Source organism: Larkinella sp. VNQ87, assembly GCF_049445795.1.
GTDB lineage: Bacteria > Bacteroidota > Bacteroidia > Cytophagales > Spirosomataceae > Larkinella.
On the sequence record NZ_JBMSDT010000024.1, the window covers coordinates 23,936 to 41,190 of the forward strand.

The window sequence follows — 17,255 nt, forward strand, 5'->3', positions numbered from 1 at the left end:
ATCAAACCAGTGGGAATTTATACCATCCGGAGGTGTCGGGCAAATGTATCTCTGACATGCTGCCACATGGCTTCGGTCAGGACATGCCCCTGGCCGGGTTCGATAAACGAGGTGAAGTTTTCGGAGACTCCGGCTGCTGTGTAGGCTTTCGAAATCCGGTCCAATCCTTCCCGAACAAAACTGATGGGCGACCCCTCATCCAGTTCGCCGAAATTCAGGTGGAGGGCGCGGGGAGCGATCAGGGCGGCAATATCCGGCGTGTCGCCAAACTGCGTCCAGCCGGGAACAAAGTTGGGAAAGCAATGGAGAATGTGCGTTTCTTCAATGGCCGCGTAGGTGGGCAAACAGCAGTTGCCCACCAGACACTTCAGGCGCGGTTCGAGCGGCCCCGCCAGCCAGGTATGCGTCGAGCCCATCGAGTGCCCGTAACATCCGATTTGGTCGGCCCGTACTTCCGGTCGGCTGCACAAATAGTCGATGGCCCGGCGCATGTCCAGAATATTTTTCCAGGCCATGCTGCGCCCCCGCACCACCTGGCGCAGAAACTCGAACCGTTCGAACTCGCCGTTTTTGAGCTTTTTCGTTGGATCCTGCCGTTCTTCAAAGCATAGGGCATCGGGGCAAAGCACCACGTAGCCCTCCCGGACGAGCGCCACGGCGGTATGGTGCATAGGATTGCCAGCCAGGCCGGCCGGTTCGGATTTGCCCAGGTGGTATTCTCCATTGTGCTGGTGCCAAACCGCAATACCGGGCACGGGCCGCTGGGCCGTAGCCGAATCCGGAATCAGCAGCAGCGCCGGAACGGGCTCGTTGGCTTCGACTTGGTAAGTCAGAGACTCAATCCGGTAGCCGTCTTTCCGGATGGTTTCGCGGTGTTGGGGAAGCAGCGGAACCGGGGTTGGGAAAGGACCACCCAGGCAGGTTTGATACTGGTTGCGTAACGTTTCAGAGGAAGGGTTCGCGGGCATGACAGCCGGTTTTGGGTGATCGGTAAGCAAGGGTCGACTCGCCGTTGTCAACAGGCTCAACCCACCCAGGAGCTGGGCTTTCATGAAATTGCGACGGTTACGGGATGACGATAAAGCGTTCCGTTTCATGGATTTTCATCGGTTTACGAGTGTGACGCACGGGGCAGCGGAAGGTACTAAAAAAAGGTTTAGAAGCCGGTTATAAAACAAAAGCGGTGCCTGATTTCGGGCACCGCTCATGGGTAAAGTAGGCAGATAATCGCTTCTTGAAACAGATGTTAGATCCGGTGGGCGACTCGATGGCTATTGCCGGATTTTGCGGGCCACAGCCTGCTCCATCGTTTTAGAAACCGGGATATGGTGATCTGCCGATGCGAAGGTACTTAATAGGGGATTGCCCGTCTGGGTCGGAGGTAGAATCTGGTCGTACTGGACTTTCCAGAAAATCATACCGGCCAGGAGGGCGGAGAGCATTGACAACTGAACGATTTGCCAACGCGACAAAGTTGGACTAGGCCATTTACGGGTTTGGGTTAACTGATTCATTGTCAGTAAGGTACAGGTTAAGTAGTTTAAATAAACGGGTGTCGCTTCAAGCGCTTATCTAACGGTGGTGGAGACTTGTACCAAAAATAAAAAAAATAAATATATAGTTCTAAAAAATCATTAAAAAATTAAAGCCGGTTCTGCTTTTCGGACAGAACCGGCTTAAGTAACTATCAGTCAGTGCGGTTATTACAACTGCGGCTGCTGTGAAACCAGCTTTTCGTCAACGTGACCCGCCTTGCGGTTCCGCATCCAGAACCACAGAACCGTAAAGGCAACGATCAGGATAAGGGGAAATGCGGTCATCTTTGCCAGTGTAGCTTGCCCGGCGGCCAGTTCGAGTGCGTCGCCTGACAGACCGGCCGCAGCTTTCTCAGCCCGTTCGCTATCGATCCAGCCACCGATAAACGGCTGGAAGATCGAGGTCGAGAACATTCCGACGCCCCCGATGATCGACATGCCCAGGGCTCCGCTCAGCGGAATCCGCTCGGCCACAAAACCGACCATCGTCGGCCAGAAGTAACAAACGCCCAATGCGAAAAATACTGCAGCAACATAAGCCATCGCCCCGGTTTGGGTGCTAAACAGGTAGATACCAATCAGGGCAAAAACCGCCCCGCCGAGCAGCACACCCGTCTGGTCGAGCCGGTGAATGAGTGGCCCACCGAAATACCGGCCGATGGCCATCAATAGCGTCGTCAGCGCCAGAATCAGCATCGGAGCGGCTCCGCTTTTCGCCATGATCAGACCCACCCACTGTTGCGGACCAAACTCCGAGATAGCGGTCAGGGCCATGCAGCAGAACATAAAGATGTACAGGGGCGTTAGCATGGCTGCGAAGTTTTTCGAGAGCGACGTTGCACCTTCCACTTTCGAAGCCGGGAAAGCCTGACCGAAGAACAAAAACGCATACACCACCGTCGGGATCATGATTACCCAGATCTGAGCCTGCCACGACATTCCGGCATCCGTCATGAATTTGGAAATCAAACTACCGATGAAAATTCCGCCGGGGAACCACATGTGGAAGCGGTTCAGCATTTTGTTCATGGTGTTGCCGGAATACATATCGGCAATCATCGGGTTACAGGCGGCTTCCGTACAGCCGTTACCGATTCCAATAAAGAGCGTTGAAATCAGCAGCGTTGTGTAACCACCGGCATAAATGGTCAATAGAATGCCCAGGGTGTGGCAAACAAAGGCAACTGACATAATGATTTTCGGACCAACGGAATGGTAAACGAGCCCACCGACGATCATCGAAATGGGAAAGCCCAGAAACCACATGGAGTTGATAAAGCCCAACTGCTCAGCCGATAGACCGAAGTCGGTACCCAATTGAGGCAAAATTCCCGCTCGAATGCTGAAGGAAAAAGCTGTGGTAATAAGCGCGAAACAACTGGCATTAAAGAGTCGGGACGCGTTGACATGGGTTGTCGCCATAAGGGTGCTGTAGGGGTTTAGTTGAAAAAATGTCGGTCGAAAGTAAGTTTTATTGAAGGGAAATATACAAAATTTCCGAAAAATAAGTAAACCTGCTAATTTCCCGCCCAAAATCCAGCGAATTTAAATTTTTAGCTTTTTCATTTGCAAGAAGTAGGATCGGTTTTTCCGAGCCTTCACCTTTCAAAAGCCGGTTTTCCGGAAATGCTAACCAAAAATCAGTATTACTACACTTATGGCGCACAGAAAAATGCGGATGGGCATGATCGGCGGAAGCCTTGAAGCCTTTATCGGAGCCGTCCACCGCCGGGCCGCCGTCTTCGACGGAGAAATCGAGCTGGTCTGCGGGGCTTTCAGCTCCAATCCGGAAAAATCAAAAGCGACCGGACACGCCCTTTACCTGCCCGACGATCGGGTTTACGGGAGTTTCGAGGAAATGATTTTGAAAGAAAAAGAATTGCCGGAGGGCGAACGGATGGATTTTGTGTCGATCGTGACGCCGAATCACATGCACTTTCCCCCGGCCAAACTGGCACTGGAAAACGGTTTCCATGTGGTTTGCGACAAACCGATGACGCTGAACCTGGCCGAAGCCAAAGAACTAGCCCAGATTGTGAAAGAAACCGGCAAGCTCTTCTGCCTGACGCACAATTACACCGGCTACCCGATGGTGAAGGAAGCCCGTGAAATCGTGCGCAGCGGCAAGCTGGGGAAACTTCGCAAAATCGTGGTCGAATACCCCCAGGGCTGGCTCTCGAAGCTGGAAGAAGCTACGTCGTACAAACAGGCCATCTGGCGGACTGACCCGGCACAATCGGGCGCAGCGGGTTGCATGGGCGACATCGGGACGCACGCCGAAAACCTGGCCGAATACATCACGGGCCTAAAAATTACCGAGTTGTGCGCCGACCTGACCATTTTCGTCGAAGGCCGGAAGTTGGACGATGATGGGAACGTACTGCTCCATTTTGAAGACGGCGTGAAAGGCGTGCTGCACGCCAGCCAGATTGCCAACGGCGAAGAAAATGCCCTGAACATCCGGATTTACGGCGAACTCGGCGGGCTGGAATGGCACCAGATGGAGCCGAATACGCTGATTTACAAAACCCAGGAAGGGAAGCGGATTTTCCGGCCGTCGGTGGGCGAATTGTCGGCGGCTGCCAAGGCGCACATCCGCGTGCCGTCGGGCCATCCGGAAGGGTTCTTCGAAGCGTTTGCCAACCTGTACCGCAACTTCGCGGTAACGCTCCGGAGTGTGATGGAAGGCAAGGAACCCGACCCGCTCTACGCCGACTTCCCCTCGGCCGAAGACGGTATCCGTGGCCTGGCCTTCATCGAAACCGTCATCCAGTCGAACAAGTCCAATGAGAAGTGGACGAAGTTTGTGGAATAATGAAAGGATTAGTTACCCAGGGTTAATCAGAGGACATCAGAGGGAATCAGAGACTACCCCTGATAAACCCTGATTGCCCCTGATCAACCCTGTGTAACAACACACAAAACATCTCTTTTTAACCGCTTAAATACACTCTTTAAATCTCACAAATGGAAAAAATCAAAGTTGGTGTAGTGGGTACGGGCTTCATCGGTCCGGCACACATTGAAGCCCTGCGTCGGCTTCCGAACGTCGAGGTAGCGGCTCTGTGCGAAGTGACGGCCGAACTGGCCCGGCAAAAAGCCGACTCGCTCGGCATTGCCCGTTCCTACACCTTTGACGAATTGCTCAAACAGGACGACATTCAGAGTATTCACATCTGTACGCCCAACTTCCTGCACTATTCACAGTCGAAAGCGGCTCTGGAAGCGGGCAAGCACGTCATCTGCGAAAAACCGCTGGCCAAGGATCTGAAAGAAGCCGAAGAACTCGTGGAGCTGGCCGCCAAAACCGGGCTGGTCAACGCCGTTCACTTCAACCTGCGGTACTATCCTCTGGCCCGGCAGATGAAGGTGATGCGGGAGAAAGGGGATTTAGGTGAGGTGTATTCGATCATCGGTTCGTATTTGCAGGACTGGCTGTTCTACGAGACCGACTACAACTGGCGGCTCGAACCCGACAAGTCGGGCGACTCGCGGGCCATTGCCGACATCGGCTCCCACCTGATGGACATCATCGAGTACATCACGGGCCTGAAAACCGTAGCGGTTTTGGCGGATTTCAACACCATTCACAAAACCCGCAAAAAACCGCTGAAAGCCGTTGAGACATATTCGGGCAAGATGCTGCAACCGGAAGATTATGCCGATGTGCCCATCAATACCGAAGACCACGCCAACGTGCTGCTGCGGTTCGACAACGGCAACAAGGGCGTCATTACGGTTTCGCAAGTCTCGGCGGGCCGCAAGAACCAGATGAAACTGGAGATTGCCGGTTCGAAGAAAACCTTCGCCTGGAACTCGGAAGCGCCCAACGAAATGTGGATCGGGAACCGCGACGGTTACAACGAAAACCTGATGCGTGACCCATCGCTGATGTATTCAGAAGCCCGTTCGGTCGTTTCGTTCCCTGGTGGCCACAACGAAGGCTTTCCCGACACCTCGAAGCAGATGTTCAAGGAAGTCTACGAAGCCATCGCGGCCGGTAAGCAACCCGAAGCGCCGACGTTCCCAACCTTCGCCGACGGCTACCGCGAACTGCTCATCTGCGAGAAGATTCTCGAATCGAACCGCAAGCAGGCGTGGGTTGAAGTATAATTTTGAATGAGTGAATGAGCGAATGCCTTGATCATGGAGAATCAACCACGGGATTTGGCTAAAGAAGAATTCGTTGAAGAGTTCAAAAAAAGAACAAAACAGTATGTTCTTCGGAGCGTCCGCGTATTTCAGGCTCTACCAACCACGGATGAAGCCAAAATCATTGGTAAACAATTCCTGCGAGCTGCTTCTTCCACAGGAGCAAACTATCGGGCAGCCTGTCGGGCAAGGAGTAAGGCTGAATTTTATGCGAAACTGAGCATTACGATTGAAGAAGCTGACGAGTCATTATTTTGGATGGAAGTTTTAACTGAAACAGGTATTATGACTTACCAAAGAATGGAAAGCTTGATGCAGGAAGCGACCGAAATCGTGAAAGTTCTCTCTAAAGCCCGAAAAAACACATGATTCACCATTCCTGCATTCGCTCATTCACTCATTCACTCATTCAAAACTTATAAAACCATGAAAACCATCCAAGGCCCCGCTGTATTTCTGGCCCAGTTTCTGGGTGATACAGAACCGTTTAACTCACTCGAGTCGATTGCCAAATACATGGCGGATCTGGGCTACAAGGGCATCCAGATCCCAACCTGGGACCCGCGCTTGATTGATCTCAAGCAAGCCGCCGAAAGCGCGGGCTATTGCGACGATCTGAAAGGCAAACTGAAAGACATCGGCGTCGAAATCACCGAATTGTCGACTCACTTGCAAGGCCAGCTCGTTGCCGTTCACCCGGCTTACGGCTCGATGTTCGACGGGTTTGGTCCGGCGGAACTGGCCGGGAAACCGAAAGAACAGCAGGAGTGGGCCACGCAGCAACTGAAGTGGGCGGCCAAAGCCAGCCAGAATCTTGGCCTGACCTCGCACGTCACGTTCTCGGGTGCATTGCTGTGGCCGTTTGTGTATCCGTGGCCCCAACGCCCGGCCGGTTTGGTCACGACGGCCTTCCAGGAACTGGCGAAGCGCTGGACGCCGATTCTGGATGCGTTCGACGAAGCGGGCGTCAACGTCGGCTACGAACTGCATCCCGGCGAAGACCTGCACGACGGCATCACGTTCGAGACGTTCCTCGATCACGTCAACGGCCACCCGCGCGCCGGGATCAACTACGACCCGAGCCACTTCGTGCTGCAACAACTCGACTACCTGCAATTCATCGACTTCTACCACGACCGGATTTACGCCTTCCACGTGAAGGATGCCGAGTTCAATCCGACCGGCAAGCAGGGCGTTTATGGCGGGTACCAGGGCTGGGTCGAGCGGGCCGGGCGGTTCCGTTCGCTGGGCGACGGGCAGGTCGACTTCTCTGGCATTTTCAGCAAACTGTCGCAGTACGACTACGACGGCTGGGCGGTGCTGGAGTGGGAGTGCGCCATCAAGCACCCCGAGCAGGGCGCAGCGGAAGGGGCTCCATTCATCGAAAACCACATCATCCGCGTGACGGAACGCGCCTTCGATGACTTCGCCGGAACCGGTGCCGATGAGGAGTTCAACAAGAAGGTGTTGGGCCTGTAAACGGGATAAGAGGGCTTTTCGGCAGGAACCGGCAACCCGGTTTTTCCGAAAAGCCCTCAAAATTTATAACCCGACCCGGTTTTTGGCAGTTTAAAGAGAAGGACTTCCGTTTGTCACAAAGCTGGCGGAAGCCATTCGTTACAAACGCTACTTTAGGGTAGTAAACAACTCATTAAACGCGCAAAAAACATGGCAGGTCAAGGATCGGGCGGCAACGTGATAGCGGCCCTTTGTAGCTTCTTCATCCCCGGTTTGGGCCAACTGTTGCAGGGCCGGTTGCTGATGGCGATTGTTCATTTTGTGCTGGCCGGAGTCCTCTGGTTTTTCCTGCTCGGCTGGCTGATTCACCTCTGGTCCATTCTCGATGCGGCCCGGTTTAATCCGGGGAGGTGACGGCAGGTCACCACTCAATCCCCTCTTCCCGCAACAGTTCCGCCAGGTTCAGCACGCAATCGTCCAAAACCGGCGCGGTTACATCCCAGTTGTGCGTTGTCCAGGCTGCGTCGCGGGTGGCAACGAGCAATTTTGGAGGTTGCGTCGTGATCCAGAGGACTTTTTCAACGCCAAAAGCCAGCAGGCGCTCGGTTTTTTCGTAGACGTAATTTTGTTCCTGGCTCGGTTGGTCTCCCACCTCAATTCGCACATCAATTTCGATGGCCACTTTGGGGGCCACATCAAAATATTTGTTGTTTAAAACCAAACCGGCTCGTTCAAATAGGGCAATGTCATTGGATAAATTACTGCCTTTGTCCAAATGGACACCCGATTCATTCGTGACCAGGAGATACTGTTTACGGTTTATGTGAGTAAATAAAAAACCGTGAATAAGTGACACGAGAGCCGCTTGTAACGAACTACTTCCCATAATCTCAGCGGGCGTTTTTTTGCCGGACAAAACTTCCTTATAGCCCCGGTAATAGCGGGGCTTCCCGTTGAGTGTTTCGTAAATCAGGTAGGCCGGAACCCGCTTTCGGCGTTTGGGCTCCTCAAAGACAATCGGTATCGCCATCGGCTGCGTCAGTACGTTGCAATCAATACTACTAATTATAATCCATTTTTTCAAGAACTCGTTATATTTGAAAAACCATAACGAGTTTCCATGCGCATCGGGCTCCTTTTGTTGTTTACGGTAATGGGCTTTTCGGCCGCTGCTCAGAAAATCCGGGTCGCCGTGGCCGCCAATGCGCAGTTTGTCATGGAAAAGTTGCAGGCGGGTTTTGAGAAGAAAACGGGTTTAACGGTCGAACCTATCGTCAATTCGTCGGGCAAGCTGACGGCGCAGATTCAGCATGGTGCACCGTTCGACGTCTTTCTGTCGGCCGATCTGGACTATCCCGAAATTCTTTACAAAGCTGGACTGTCCCAAACCGTTCCCCGGATTTATGCGTACGGACTGCTGGTGCTCTGGACGCAGACCGGTTTTAATCCGGCGAAAGGGCTGGCGGTTTTAACGGACAAGCGAATACACAAAATCGCCGTCGCCAATCCAAAACTGGCTCCCTACGGTGCGGCTGCCGTGGATATGCTGACCCGGCAAAACCGCCTGAACGCCCTGCAACCCAAACTGGTCTACGGCGAAAGCATTGCCCAGGTGAATCAATACCTGCTCTCAGGGGCCGTTGAAGCTGGTTTTACGGCCAAATCCGTAGTGCTGGAGCCGGCCTTGCGGGGAAAAGGGCGGTGGGTCGAGGTGAAGGATGCGAAGCCGATTGCCCAGGGCGTCATTCTGCTGAAAAACGCGCAACCCAAGGCCCGCAAATTCTACGAATACCTGTTCTCGGCCGAAGCTCAGGCTATTTTCCGGCAGTACGGCTACCAAACGCCTTCGCGCCTATGACGGATTTCGACTGGCAACCGCTGTTGCTTACCCTGCGCCTGGCTACCATGACCACCTTATTGCTGATTTTGATCGGTATTCCGCTCGCGGGCTGGCTGGCGTTTACGCGCTGGCGAATTAAGCCCATAGCCGAAGCGGTGATCAGTCTGCCCCTGGTGTTGCCACCGTCGGTGCTGGGCTTTTACTTCCTGCTGGCGTTCAGTCCGACCGGTTTCCTTGGGGAAAAGCTGCTGACCTGGTTGAATCTGCGGCTGCTGTTTACGTTTGAAGGGCTCGTGATTGCGTCGATTGTGTACAGTCTGCCGTTTATGGTGCATCCGGTGCAGGCTGGGTTGGAGAACCTCCCGGCGTCCCTGCGGGAAGCTTCCTACACACTGGGCAAATCCCGTCGGGAAACGTTTCTTCGCGTGTTGTTGCCCAATATCAAACCGTCTCTGCTGACGGGCGTGGTGCTGTCGTTCGCACACACGATCGGCGAATTTGGTCTGGTACTCATGATTGGCGGAAACCTGCCAGGTCAGACCCGGGTGGCGTCCGTGGCGATTTACGACGAGGTTGAATTGCTGCATTACGATGCTGCCAATGCCTACGCCTTGTTGTTGTTGGCGGTCTCCTTTGGTATTTTGCTGATTGTTTATGCCGTCAATAAAAAATGGGTGATCTTTTAATGGCTTCCATCTACCTGCGTGCGCGCATGGAGCTGCTGTTTGCCGGTGGACCGGATGCGCTGGATGTGGAGTTGGTCCTGGAAGCCGGTAGTCTGACCGGTTTGTATGGCCCATCGGGTTCGGGTAAGACGACGCTCCTCCGGATTCTGGCAGGATTAACGCCCCCCGCGTTCGGGGAAATTCGGGTCGGTGAGCAAATCTGGTTCGATTCAGCGCAGCGGATTAATTGGCCGCCACAACAGCGAAATGTCGGGATGGTATTTCAGGATGCCGCCCTTTTTCCAAACATGACTGTCCGACAAAATGTGCAGTTCGCAGCCGGAAACCAACGCGATCCCTTTGTGGACGAACTGCTTGAGCTGGCCGGACTGACGACCTTGGCCGAGCGGAAACCGGCGACCTTGTCGGGTGGTCAGCGGCAGCGGGTGGCTCTGGTCCGGGCGCTGGCCAGGCGTCCTCAAGTGTTGCTGCTGGACGAACCGTTCTCGGCCCTGGACGCCGATACCCGCGAGCCGCTGCTGGACGAGCTTCTGCGGTTGCACCAACGGTTTGGGACAACGACAGTTTTGGTAAGCCATCAGCATGAGGAAGTTCAACGGATTGCGGATCAATGGATTGAACTAAAGCAGGGAAAATTGGTTAGACACGGGCAAAAAAAGCCACCTATACGTACCGGCCTAGCCTATACGATAGAAGGAAAAATAATCGCAGTCGGAAAGGATCCCAGCCAGGTTTCAATTCAACTACTGACCACGGGCATCGTGATGAACACGCATTCTGATGGTTTCGAATGGCAAATTGGCGATTTAGTAACCCTGAATGTGGAGCCGGCGACGGTCACTCGCCAGGATCAGTAGAAAAAGAAAAATCCCCGAAAGTCGGGGATTTTTGCTACCATTTTTCTCTGTCCTACCTACCTTACCCCGCGAAGGGTAAGGCTTAAAAAGATCAGTATAACCATTTCATATTATTGTCCGGCAAGCCAAACACAAAACTATGAAACCTCTATACCGGCCTTTCCGATTGATCACTTATTTGCAAGCGAAAATTTTAAATATCGTTACTCCAACGCATTCAAGGAAGGCGAAATCATTTATGACAACCAGCTACCCGGTTGCTGCTTTTCTTCCAATCAAGGTTGGAGGTGAAATCAAACGCGAAACTACCAGAAATTCAGCAGCAGTACTAACTCGGATCGAGTAGCATGACAGGGGAATTCATCAAGTTCATACACGTCAAGTATTTATATTAATGCCTAAAAGTAATCGGTTTGTCTGGTAAATGCAAGGTAAATCAAACTTTTTTGAAATATTTGAAAGACTTTTTTATGATCATTTTTAGTAAATCTCTCATTGGAATCACAAATTTAGTGAGGAAAATTGATTACTTATTCAATTTTTGAAATCATGCAACTACATACAATTGATACCGGATTTTTCAAGCTTGATGGGGGAGCGATGTTCGGCGTCGTTCCGAAGGTACTCTGGAATAACCTTAATCCGGCCGACGAACGGAACTTGTGTACGTGGGCGATGCGGTGTCTGCTGGTGGAAGACCGCGACCGTCTGATGTTGGTCGATACCGGGCTGGGCGATAAGCAGGATGCCCGGTTTTTCAGTTACTACGAACCGCACGGCGATGCATCCCTGCTGGGCTCTATTCAGCAGGCCGGTTATTCACCCAAAGAAGTGACAGACGTGTTTCTAACGCATCTGCATTTCGACCATGTGGGCGGAGCGGTCCGGCGGCAGGCTGATCTGTTAGTGCCTACTTTTCCAAATGCAACGTACTGGAGTCATAGTGCGCACTGGCGGTGGGCCATCGATCCGAATCCTCGTGAAAAGGCGTCGTTTTTGAAAGAGAACATTGAACCTTTGCAGGCAAGCGGGCAGTTACGGTATTGGGACCAGGATGCTTTTCCGTTTCCGGAAATTGATTTGTTACCGGTCGATGGACATACGGAGAAGATGACCCTACCGGTTTTTCGGGTCAAAAACCGGATTGTGGCGTATGTCGCCGATCTGATTCCATCGTCGGCCCACCTGGCTTTGCCCTGGATCATGGGCTACGACGTTCGACCGCTGCTGACGATGCAGGAAAAAGCCGATTTATTGAAAAAAGCCGCCGACGAAAACTGGGTTCTGGTGTTTGAACACGATCCGGTTGTTGAAGCGGCTACCGTTGAAGCCACCCAAAAAGGCTTCCGAATTCGCGATAAAGGACCGCTGAACGCGTTATTGTAAGAAACAACCACCCAGATCGATCGGAATGACATTTGGTTTAGTACTTTCCGGAGGAGGTGCTCGGGGAATTGCACACCTGGGCGTGTTGAAGGGCTTGCTGGAAGCCGGTTTTTCGTTTAGCCAGCTTGCCGGAACGAGCGCAGGCGCTATCGTTGGCTCTCTGTTTGCTTACGGCTATTCCCCGGATGAAATCCTGAAAATTATTGAAACGACCCCGTTCTACCGGCACGTTCGCCCGGCTTTTACCCGCATGGGACTGCTGCGGCTTGATAAAGCGGAAACCCTGTACCGAACCTACCTGCCGGAAGATCGGTTTGAGACTCTTCCGATTCCGTTGCATGTGGTTGCGACGAACCTGACGGAAGGAACCTTGGCGGTTTTTGACACCGGAGAACTGGTTCGTCCGGTGCTGGCATCCTGTTGTTTGCCTGGTATTTTTGAGCCGTATTGGATCAACAAGCAACAGTATGTTGACGGAGCGGTTTTAAACAACATGCCGGTTGAAGTAATTGAACAAAAAGTAGATTTTATCGTCGGGAGTCACTGCAATCCGTTTGTTTCGCATAAACCGCTTACGTCCATGAAGGGTGTTCTGGAACGCAGCCTGGTTCTGGCGGTCCGGAGCAAGACAAACGAACGACTGGCCCGCTGTAACCTCCTGATCGAACCGCCCGAACTGAGCCGGTTTGACGTGTTTGACTGGCGACGCGCCCGTGAACTGTTTCGGCTGGGGTATCAGCACGTTCGGGCGCTGGAACCGCAACTCGTCAAAATTGCTGAATCCGCCCAGTAATACAAATGAAAAAGCCCTTCCAGAACGGAAGGGCTTTTCGTTGAAGTGGGCTGGAAGTGCCTCAATAACCCGGATTCTGAACAAGCTCTTTGTTCGTATCGATTTCGCGTTGCGGAATCGGCAAGACCAGGTTATTGGCCGTAGCGGGCGTGGTGCCGATGCTGGCACCGGTTCGTTTGACGTCAGGCAGCAGGTTTCCTTCAAATGCCAGTTCCAGCCGCCGTTCGCGCAGGATGGCATCCAGCGTGAGTTGTGCCTGGGTGAGCGGTGTTGCTTTCGCGCGGTTCCGAATCCGGTTGATATCTTCCAGGGGCGTAGCGCCGATGGTTGTGTTCAGCCGGAAATTAGCTTCGGCGCGGATCAGGTACATTTCGGCCAGCCGCACGACGGGAACATCCCCAAACTGGTCGTTGAACTTGCTGGTGAACGTATTGATGGTCGCCCGGTTGATAAACTGCCCGCGTACATCAGCCGTTTCGTACAATTGCAGGAATGCTTGCTGTAACCGGATGTCGCCCCGGCCCTGGTTCAACGAAGACGCAAAAAACGTGTTCAGATCATTCACCCCATCCTGTTCGGAAATGGCAATCCGGAAGATCACCTCGGATAGGTTTCCGGCGGTTCCGTCCGTGAACACTTCGGCAAAAGTGGCTCCCAGGGCATAAGTTCCGGACGTGATCACCCGGTTAGCGGCATCGCGGGCCTGGGCGTAATTCCGTTGCTGGAGATACACCCGGGCGAGCAGTGCTTGAGCTGCCCCTTTGGTTGCAAAGGCGGTTCCGTTTTCCTGCTCTTCGGGTAGCAGGGTTTCGGCCTGCGTCAGATCGGCCAGGACCTGTGTATACACCTCTGCAACGGTATTGCGGGCCCGGTAATCGTCGTCGGAAATAGCGTCGGTCGGTTCCAGCACAAGCGGTACACCCGGGTTCTGGCCCGGGGTTCCATCACCCCAGTCTTTGGCAAACGCTCTCACGAGTTCGAAGTAAATGGCTCCCCGGATAAAGCGGGCCTGGCCTTCGATGTTCCCCCGGTTGGCTTCACCTACCTTGTCGAGGGCCGACAGCACGTTGTTGGCGCGGTTGATGGCGTTGTAACCGTCAAGCCAGAAATCCCGCACCACGGTGTTGGAGGTGGTAACCGCCCGCTGGGATAGTTCGTTGAGCGTCGAGAACGTTCCGGCGAAAACCACATCGCGGTTGTTGCCGAGCAATTCACTGGTATACTGAATCCCTCCGCCGTAGAGGTTAATATCGCTCAGGCCGTCGTAGGCGCCGGTCAGTGTAATGATCACATCCTGCTCCGTGTTCAGCGCCTGGCTAGCCTCGATGCTTTGGGTGGGCTGCACATCCAGACGGTCGTCACAGGCGGTCGTGAGCAGGGCGCTCAGGCCGATGCAAAACCAAATTTTTACGGATCTATTCATAGGAAGAAAATGCTTTTTGGAAATGTCAATCAATTAAAACCCGATGTTAATACCTCCCGTGATGGTGCGGGCCTGGGGCGCTGAGTAAAAATCATACCCTTGCGCAATGTTGGTCACGGTATCGTCCGCATTGACCTCTGGATCCCAGCCTGAATAATCCGTAAACGTCAGCAGGTTTTGCCCTGACACAAAAAACCGGACGGAATTCAGTTTGATCCGGCTGATGAGTGTTTTCGGAAGGTTGTATGACAACGTGGCCGTCCGCAAACGAACAAAAGAGCCATCCTGGATGTATCGGCTGGATGCCTGCGAGCCATTGGCCCGGTAGAACCGTGCTTCCGGAACATTGGTGTTCGGGTTTTCGGGAGTCCACGCGGCTAGCTGATCGGCGGTTTGGTTGTCTTCGTAAATGCCGTTCGCGGAAGAGTATTGGCCCACACCGAAGAAGTTGATTTTATTCCCAAATACGCCGTTGAAGAAGACGCTCAGACTAAATCCTTTGTAGGAGAACGTGTTGGTGACGCCACCGGTCCATTTCGGCAGCGGGCTGCCTATCACCACCCGTTCGGCCTGGTTGTACACATTGGTTGTCGATCGGTCGATGGTTCCGTCCGCGTTGGGCCGGTTGCGATACCAGAGCGCGTTGCCGTTGGCCGGGTCAACACCGGCATACTCCCGGGTAAAGAACACGCCCAGGGGCTGACCTTCGACTGCCCGGCTCATGGCCTGAAAACCGCCTTCGATAATCTGGCCCTGCAAATCGGTAATCTTGTTGCGGTTGGAGGCAAAGTTGAGGCTGGTATTCCAGCGGAACGCACCCACCAGGTTTTCGGTGTTCAGGACGAATTCGAAACCTTTGTTGGTCAGGCTACCAATGTTTCGGAACTGGGACGAGAAACCGCTCGTTCCGGGCACGTTCACGTTCAGCAACAGCCCCGAAGTCCGCTTGTCGTAATAGTCGATTTCCCCGTTGATCCGGTTATTCAGAAAGCCAAAATCGACGCCTACATCAAACTGGTCAGTGGTCTCCCACTTCAAATCCGGGTTGGCAAGCTGGGAGGGGCGCTGGCCCGGCAAACCGGCGTAATTGGCATCCCCGATGAAAAGACCCAACTGCGGGAAGTTGTCGATTTCAGCGTTCCCCGTCCGGCCGAAGCTGGCCCGGAGTTTCAGGAAGCTCACGACGTTGTTGTTGCGCAGAAATTCTTCTTCGCTGATGACCCAACCCGCCGAAACCGCCGGGAAAAAACCGTAGCGACTGTTACGACCGAAGCGGGAAGAACCGTCGATCCGGGCGCTGGCGCTCAACAAATACCGATCGGCAAACTTGTAGTTGGCCCGGGCAAAATACGACAGGAAGCGGTAGTTGGTTTGCTCCGACGTTCCGCCACTGATCAGGGCCGCGCTGGCGATCTGCCGGTAAGCATCCGACGGGAAATCCCGGCCTTCCACCTGATTAAGTTTGCGTTGCCACTGTTGATAGGACATCCCCAGGGTAGCATCCAGTGCGTGACGGCCAAAGAGGGTGTTGTACGTGAAGAAATTGTTGGTGTTGTAGTTTTCAACCCGGTTGTACCGATCTTGGCCCAGCCCCTGCGGAGCGCTGGAATTGCGGGCGGTTTTGCTGTTCCAGTAGCGTTCTTCCTGCTGGTTGAGCACGTCCAGACCGAATTCGGTCCGGAAAGTCAGTCCTTTGGCAATGGCAAGCTGGCCGTACAGACTACTGATGTTGCGGTAGACGGTTGTATTGAATGTAAAGTTACCGACATTGATGATAGGGTTATAGTAAAGAGGTAAACTGGGGTCGCCGGGTGGCGTTCCGATTGGCAACCCGGTTTCGGGATCGGTAGAGGGCGTCAGTGGGACGAGGGCGTTGATCTGCATCGGGTTGTCGAACTGGCGGTCGCCGGAGAGCCGTTTGTTCAGCGTCCGGGTCAATCCCATGTTCAACCCGACCCGTACCCGGTTGGATACCTGGTGGTCGAGGTTAATCCGGCCGGTATACCGCGTCAAGGCATTCCCGATCAAAACTCCTTTCTGATCCAGAAGCTGACCGGAGATGTAAAACGAGGTTTTATCGTTGCCGCCGTTAAGGTTCAGATCGTATTGCTGGAACGGTGCATCCTGAAAGGCCAGATCGCCCCATTTAGTATCGACCTGATTGGGCGTACCGAAGGTGCCAAGCGACTGGGCATTGAAGAAATCTTCAATGTACGTTGAGTACGAATCCGGATCTTCCTGCGGGGTGCCATCGATCCGGTCGCGGTTAGCAGCCGCCCGCCGGTAAAAATCGACGTATTCCTGCGCATTCATAAACCGTACTTTCCGGGTGGGTTCACTCGAACCGTACTGCGCCCCGAAGTTAACGTTGGTCCGGCCCGCTTTCCCTTTTTTGGTCGTAATCAGCACGACGCCGTTGGCCGCCCGCGAACCATAAATAGCCGCAGCCGAGGCATCCTTCAGAATTTCGACGGATTCAATATCCTGCGGGTTGATGTCCGTTAATGGATTGGTCGGTGCGGCATTAATACTCAGGTTTTCGGTCGTAACCGGAATACCGTCGATCACATACAACGGTTGGTTGGAAGCCGAAACCGACGACTGCCCCCGCACATTGATCCGGATGGCCTGACCAAGTTTCCCCGTTCCGGCGTTGACCTGCACCCCGGCGGCTTTTCCCTGAAGGGCCTGGTCGAAGGTCGTTACGGGCTGATCCTGAATGTCGCTTGGCCGGATTTTGGCAATATTACCCGTCAGTTCCCGCTTGATTTGAGAACCGAAACCCGTAACGACTACTTCATTCAGATTTTTTACATCGGATTGCAGAACAATGTTGATGGTGGTACGCTCTCCGACGACTTGTTCGGTAGACGTGAAACCGATAAAGCTAAAAACAAGCGTGGCGTTCCCACTAACGGATATCCGGTAATCACCGGTTTCGTTGGTTAATGTGCCCTGTGAGCGCCCTTTGACGGTTACCGACACACCCGGTAGCGGACTGCCATCATCGGAAGACGTTACACGACCAGTCACGAGACGGTCCTGAGCATAACCCTCGGCTGTGGTAAAAAGTACCCACAGGAAGAGTCCAAATCTTAATAGTTTGTTCATAGGATGAAATAAAA

Annotated in this window: 16 protein-coding genes; 10 read left to right on the forward strand and 6 right to left on the reverse strand. The window is 53.5% G+C overall.

Annotated features, from left to right (window positions below):
* Positions 1 to 17: 17 nt before the first annotated feature.
* The 3 genes from ACO2Q8_RS28345 to ACO2Q8_RS28355 all read right to left on the reverse strand — a co-directional run bounded on the left by ACO2Q8_RS28345 (position 18) and on the right by ACO2Q8_RS28355 (position 2,957).
* Positions 18 to 1,052, reverse strand: a complete 1,035-nt coding sequence (locus tag ACO2Q8_RS28345; RefSeq protein ID WP_423348279.1) for a dienelactone hydrolase family protein — start codon at positions 1,050 to 1,052, stop codon at positions 18 to 20.
* 219 nt (positions 1,053 to 1,271) lie between these two features.
* Positions 1,272 to 1,514, reverse strand: coding sequence for a hypothetical protein (locus ACO2Q8_RS28350; RefSeq protein WP_423348280.1), 243 nt, complete (start codon positions 1,512 to 1,514; stop codon positions 1,272 to 1,274).
* A gap of 189 nt (positions 1,515 to 1,703) precedes the next feature.
* The gene (locus ACO2Q8_RS28355) at positions 1,704 to 2,957 is read right to left on the reverse strand and encodes an MFS transporter (protein WP_423348281.1); all 1,254 of its coding nucleotides are present in this window, start codon (positions 2,955 to 2,957) and stop codon (positions 1,704 to 1,706) included.
* 256 nt (positions 2,958 to 3,213) lie between these two features.
* On the opposite strand from ACO2Q8_RS28355, the gene ACO2Q8_RS28360 reads away from it, so the two are divergent.
* The 5 genes from ACO2Q8_RS28360 (at position 3,214) to ACO2Q8_RS28380 (ending at position 7,559) form a co-directional block, all read left to right on the forward strand.
* Positions 3,214 to 4,350, forward strand: coding sequence for a Gfo/Idh/MocA family protein (locus ACO2Q8_RS28360; RefSeq protein WP_423348312.1), 1,137 nt, complete (start codon positions 3,214 to 3,216; stop codon positions 4,348 to 4,350).
* Between the two features lie 152 nt (positions 4,351 to 4,502).
* Entirely contained in the window at positions 4,503 to 5,648 is a 1,146-nt protein-coding gene (locus ACO2Q8_RS28365; RefSeq protein WP_423348282.1) for a Gfo/Idh/MocA family protein, read from the forward strand.
* A gap of 33 nt (positions 5,649 to 5,681) precedes the next feature.
* Positions 5,682 to 6,056, forward strand: a complete 375-nt coding sequence (locus ACO2Q8_RS28370; RefSeq protein WP_423348283.1) for a four helix bundle protein — start codon at positions 5,682 to 5,684, stop codon at positions 6,054 to 6,056.
* 57 nt (positions 6,057 to 6,113) lie between these two features.
* Positions 6,114 to 7,166 (forward strand): sugar phosphate isomerase/epimerase family protein, encoded by a 1,053-nt coding sequence (locus tag ACO2Q8_RS28375; protein WP_423348284.1) that lies wholly within the window; start codon positions 6,114 to 6,116, stop codon positions 7,164 to 7,166.
* Positions 7,167 to 7,355: 189 nt separating this feature from the next.
* Entirely contained in the window at positions 7,356 to 7,559 is a 204-nt protein-coding gene (locus tag ACO2Q8_RS28380; protein WP_423348285.1) for a hypothetical protein, read from the forward strand.
* Positions 7,560 to 7,566: 7 nt separating this feature from the next.
* On the opposite strand, the gene ACO2Q8_RS28385 is transcribed toward ACO2Q8_RS28380, so the two are convergent.
* Positions 7,567 to 8,175 (reverse strand): Uma2 family endonuclease, encoded by a 609-nt coding sequence (locus ACO2Q8_RS28385; RefSeq protein ID WP_423348286.1) that lies wholly within the window; start codon positions 8,173 to 8,175, stop codon positions 7,567 to 7,569.
* Between the two features lie 90 nt (positions 8,176 to 8,265).
* Here ACO2Q8_RS28385 and modA point away from each other — a divergent pair, with 90 nt between their 5' ends.
* From modA to ACO2Q8_RS28410, 5 genes are all read left to right on the forward strand, one after another.
* Entirely contained in the window at positions 8,266 to 9,003 is a 738-nt protein-coding gene (gene modA / locus ACO2Q8_RS28390; protein WP_423348287.1) for a molybdate ABC transporter substrate-binding protein, read from the forward strand.
* Positions 9,000 to 9,671, forward strand: coding sequence for a molybdate ABC transporter permease subunit (gene modB, locus ACO2Q8_RS28395; protein WP_423348288.1), 672 nt, complete (start codon positions 9,000 to 9,002; stop codon positions 9,669 to 9,671). Before modA ends, modB begins: the two co-directional genes overlap by 4 nt.
* Positions 9,671 to 10,528, forward strand: a complete 858-nt coding sequence (locus ACO2Q8_RS28400; RefSeq protein WP_423348289.1) for an ATP-binding cassette domain-containing protein — start codon at positions 9,671 to 9,673, stop codon at positions 10,526 to 10,528. Before modB ends, ACO2Q8_RS28400 begins: the two co-directional genes overlap by 1 nt.
* Before the next feature lie 549 nt (positions 10,529 to 11,077).
* A complete protein-coding gene (locus ACO2Q8_RS28405) occupies positions 11,078 to 11,914 on the forward strand; it encodes an MBL fold metallo-hydrolase (RefSeq protein ID WP_423348290.1) in 837 nt (278 codons plus the stop codon).
* Positions 11,915 to 11,939: 25 nt separating this feature from the next.
* The gene (locus tag ACO2Q8_RS28410) at positions 11,940 to 12,707 is read left to right on the forward strand and encodes a patatin-like phospholipase family protein (protein ID WP_423348291.1); all 768 of its coding nucleotides are present in this window, start codon (positions 11,940 to 11,942) and stop codon (positions 12,705 to 12,707) included.
* A gap of 61 nt (positions 12,708 to 12,768) precedes the next feature.
* Here ACO2Q8_RS28410 and ACO2Q8_RS28415 read toward each other — a convergent pair whose 3' ends face one another.
* Complete coding sequence (locus ACO2Q8_RS28415; RefSeq protein ID WP_423348292.1) at positions 12,769 to 14,130, reverse strand: RagB/SusD family nutrient uptake outer membrane protein; 1,362 nt, start codon at positions 14,128 to 14,130, stop codon at positions 12,769 to 12,771.
* Between the two features lie 33 nt (positions 14,131 to 14,163).
* Positions 14,164 to 17,241: a SusC/RagA family TonB-linked outer membrane protein gene (locus tag ACO2Q8_RS28420; protein ID WP_423348293.1), complete on the reverse strand. Its 3,078-nt coding sequence runs from the start codon at positions 17,239 to 17,241 to the stop codon at positions 14,164 to 14,166.
* Between the last annotated feature and the right edge of the window lie 14 nt (positions 17,242 to 17,255).

Bases quoted from the DNA above. Each gene is read 5' to 3' on its own strand.
- ACO2Q8_RS28420 (WP_423348293.1), bottom strand. From the start codon at position 17,241: ATGAACAAACTATTAAGATTTGGACTCTTCCTGTGGGTACTTTTTACC.
- ACO2Q8_RS28380 (WP_423348285.1), top strand. From the start codon at position 7,356: ATGGCAGGTCAAGGATCGGGCGGCAACGTGATAGCGGCCCTTTGTAGC.
- ACO2Q8_RS28375 (WP_423348284.1), top strand. From the start codon at position 6,114: ATGAAAACCATCCAAGGCCCCGCTGTATTTCTGGCCCAGTTTCTGGGT.
- ACO2Q8_RS28350 (WP_423348280.1), bottom strand. From the start codon at position 1,514: ATGAATCAGTTAACCCAAACCCGTAAATGGCCTAGTCCAACTTTGTCG.
- ACO2Q8_RS28370 (WP_423348283.1), top strand. From the start codon at position 5,682: ATGGAGAATCAACCACGGGATTTGGCTAAAGAAGAATTCGTTGAAGAG.
- modB (WP_423348288.1), top strand. From the start codon at position 9,000: ATGACGGATTTCGACTGGCAACCGCTGTTGCTTACCCTGCGCCTGGCT.
- ACO2Q8_RS28405 (WP_423348290.1), top strand. From the start codon at position 11,078: ATGCAACTACATACAATTGATACCGGATTTTTCAAGCTTGATGGGGGA.
- ACO2Q8_RS28385 (WP_423348286.1), bottom strand. From the start codon at position 8,175: ATGGCGATACCGATTGTCTTTGAGGAGCCCAAACGCCGAAAGCGGGTT.
- ACO2Q8_RS28365 (WP_423348282.1), top strand. From the start codon at position 4,503: ATGGAAAAAATCAAAGTTGGTGTAGTGGGTACGGGCTTCATCGGTCCG.
- ACO2Q8_RS28415 (WP_423348292.1), bottom strand. From the start codon at position 14,130: ATGAATAGATCCGTAAAAATTTGGTTTTGCATCGGCCTGAGCGCCCTG.
- ACO2Q8_RS28400 (WP_423348289.1), top strand. From the start codon at position 9,671: ATGGCTTCCATCTACCTGCGTGCGCGCATGGAGCTGCTGTTTGCCGGT.
- modA (WP_423348287.1), top strand. From the start codon at position 8,266: ATGCGCATCGGGCTCCTTTTGTTGTTTACGGTAATGGGCTTTTCGGCC.
- ACO2Q8_RS28355 (WP_423348281.1), bottom strand. From the start codon at position 2,957: ATGGCGACAACCCATGTCAACGCGTCCCGACTCTTTAATGCCAGTTGT.
- ACO2Q8_RS28345 (WP_423348279.1), bottom strand. From the start codon at position 1,052: ATGAAAGCCCAGCTCCTGGGTGGGTTGAGCCTGTTGACAACGGCGAGT.
- ACO2Q8_RS28410 (WP_423348291.1), top strand. From the start codon at position 11,940: ATGACATTTGGTTTAGTACTTTCCGGAGGAGGTGCTCGGGGAATTGCA.
- ACO2Q8_RS28360 (WP_423348312.1), top strand. From the start codon at position 3,214: ATGGGCATGATCGGCGGAAGCCTTGAAGCCTTTATCGGAGCCGTCCAC.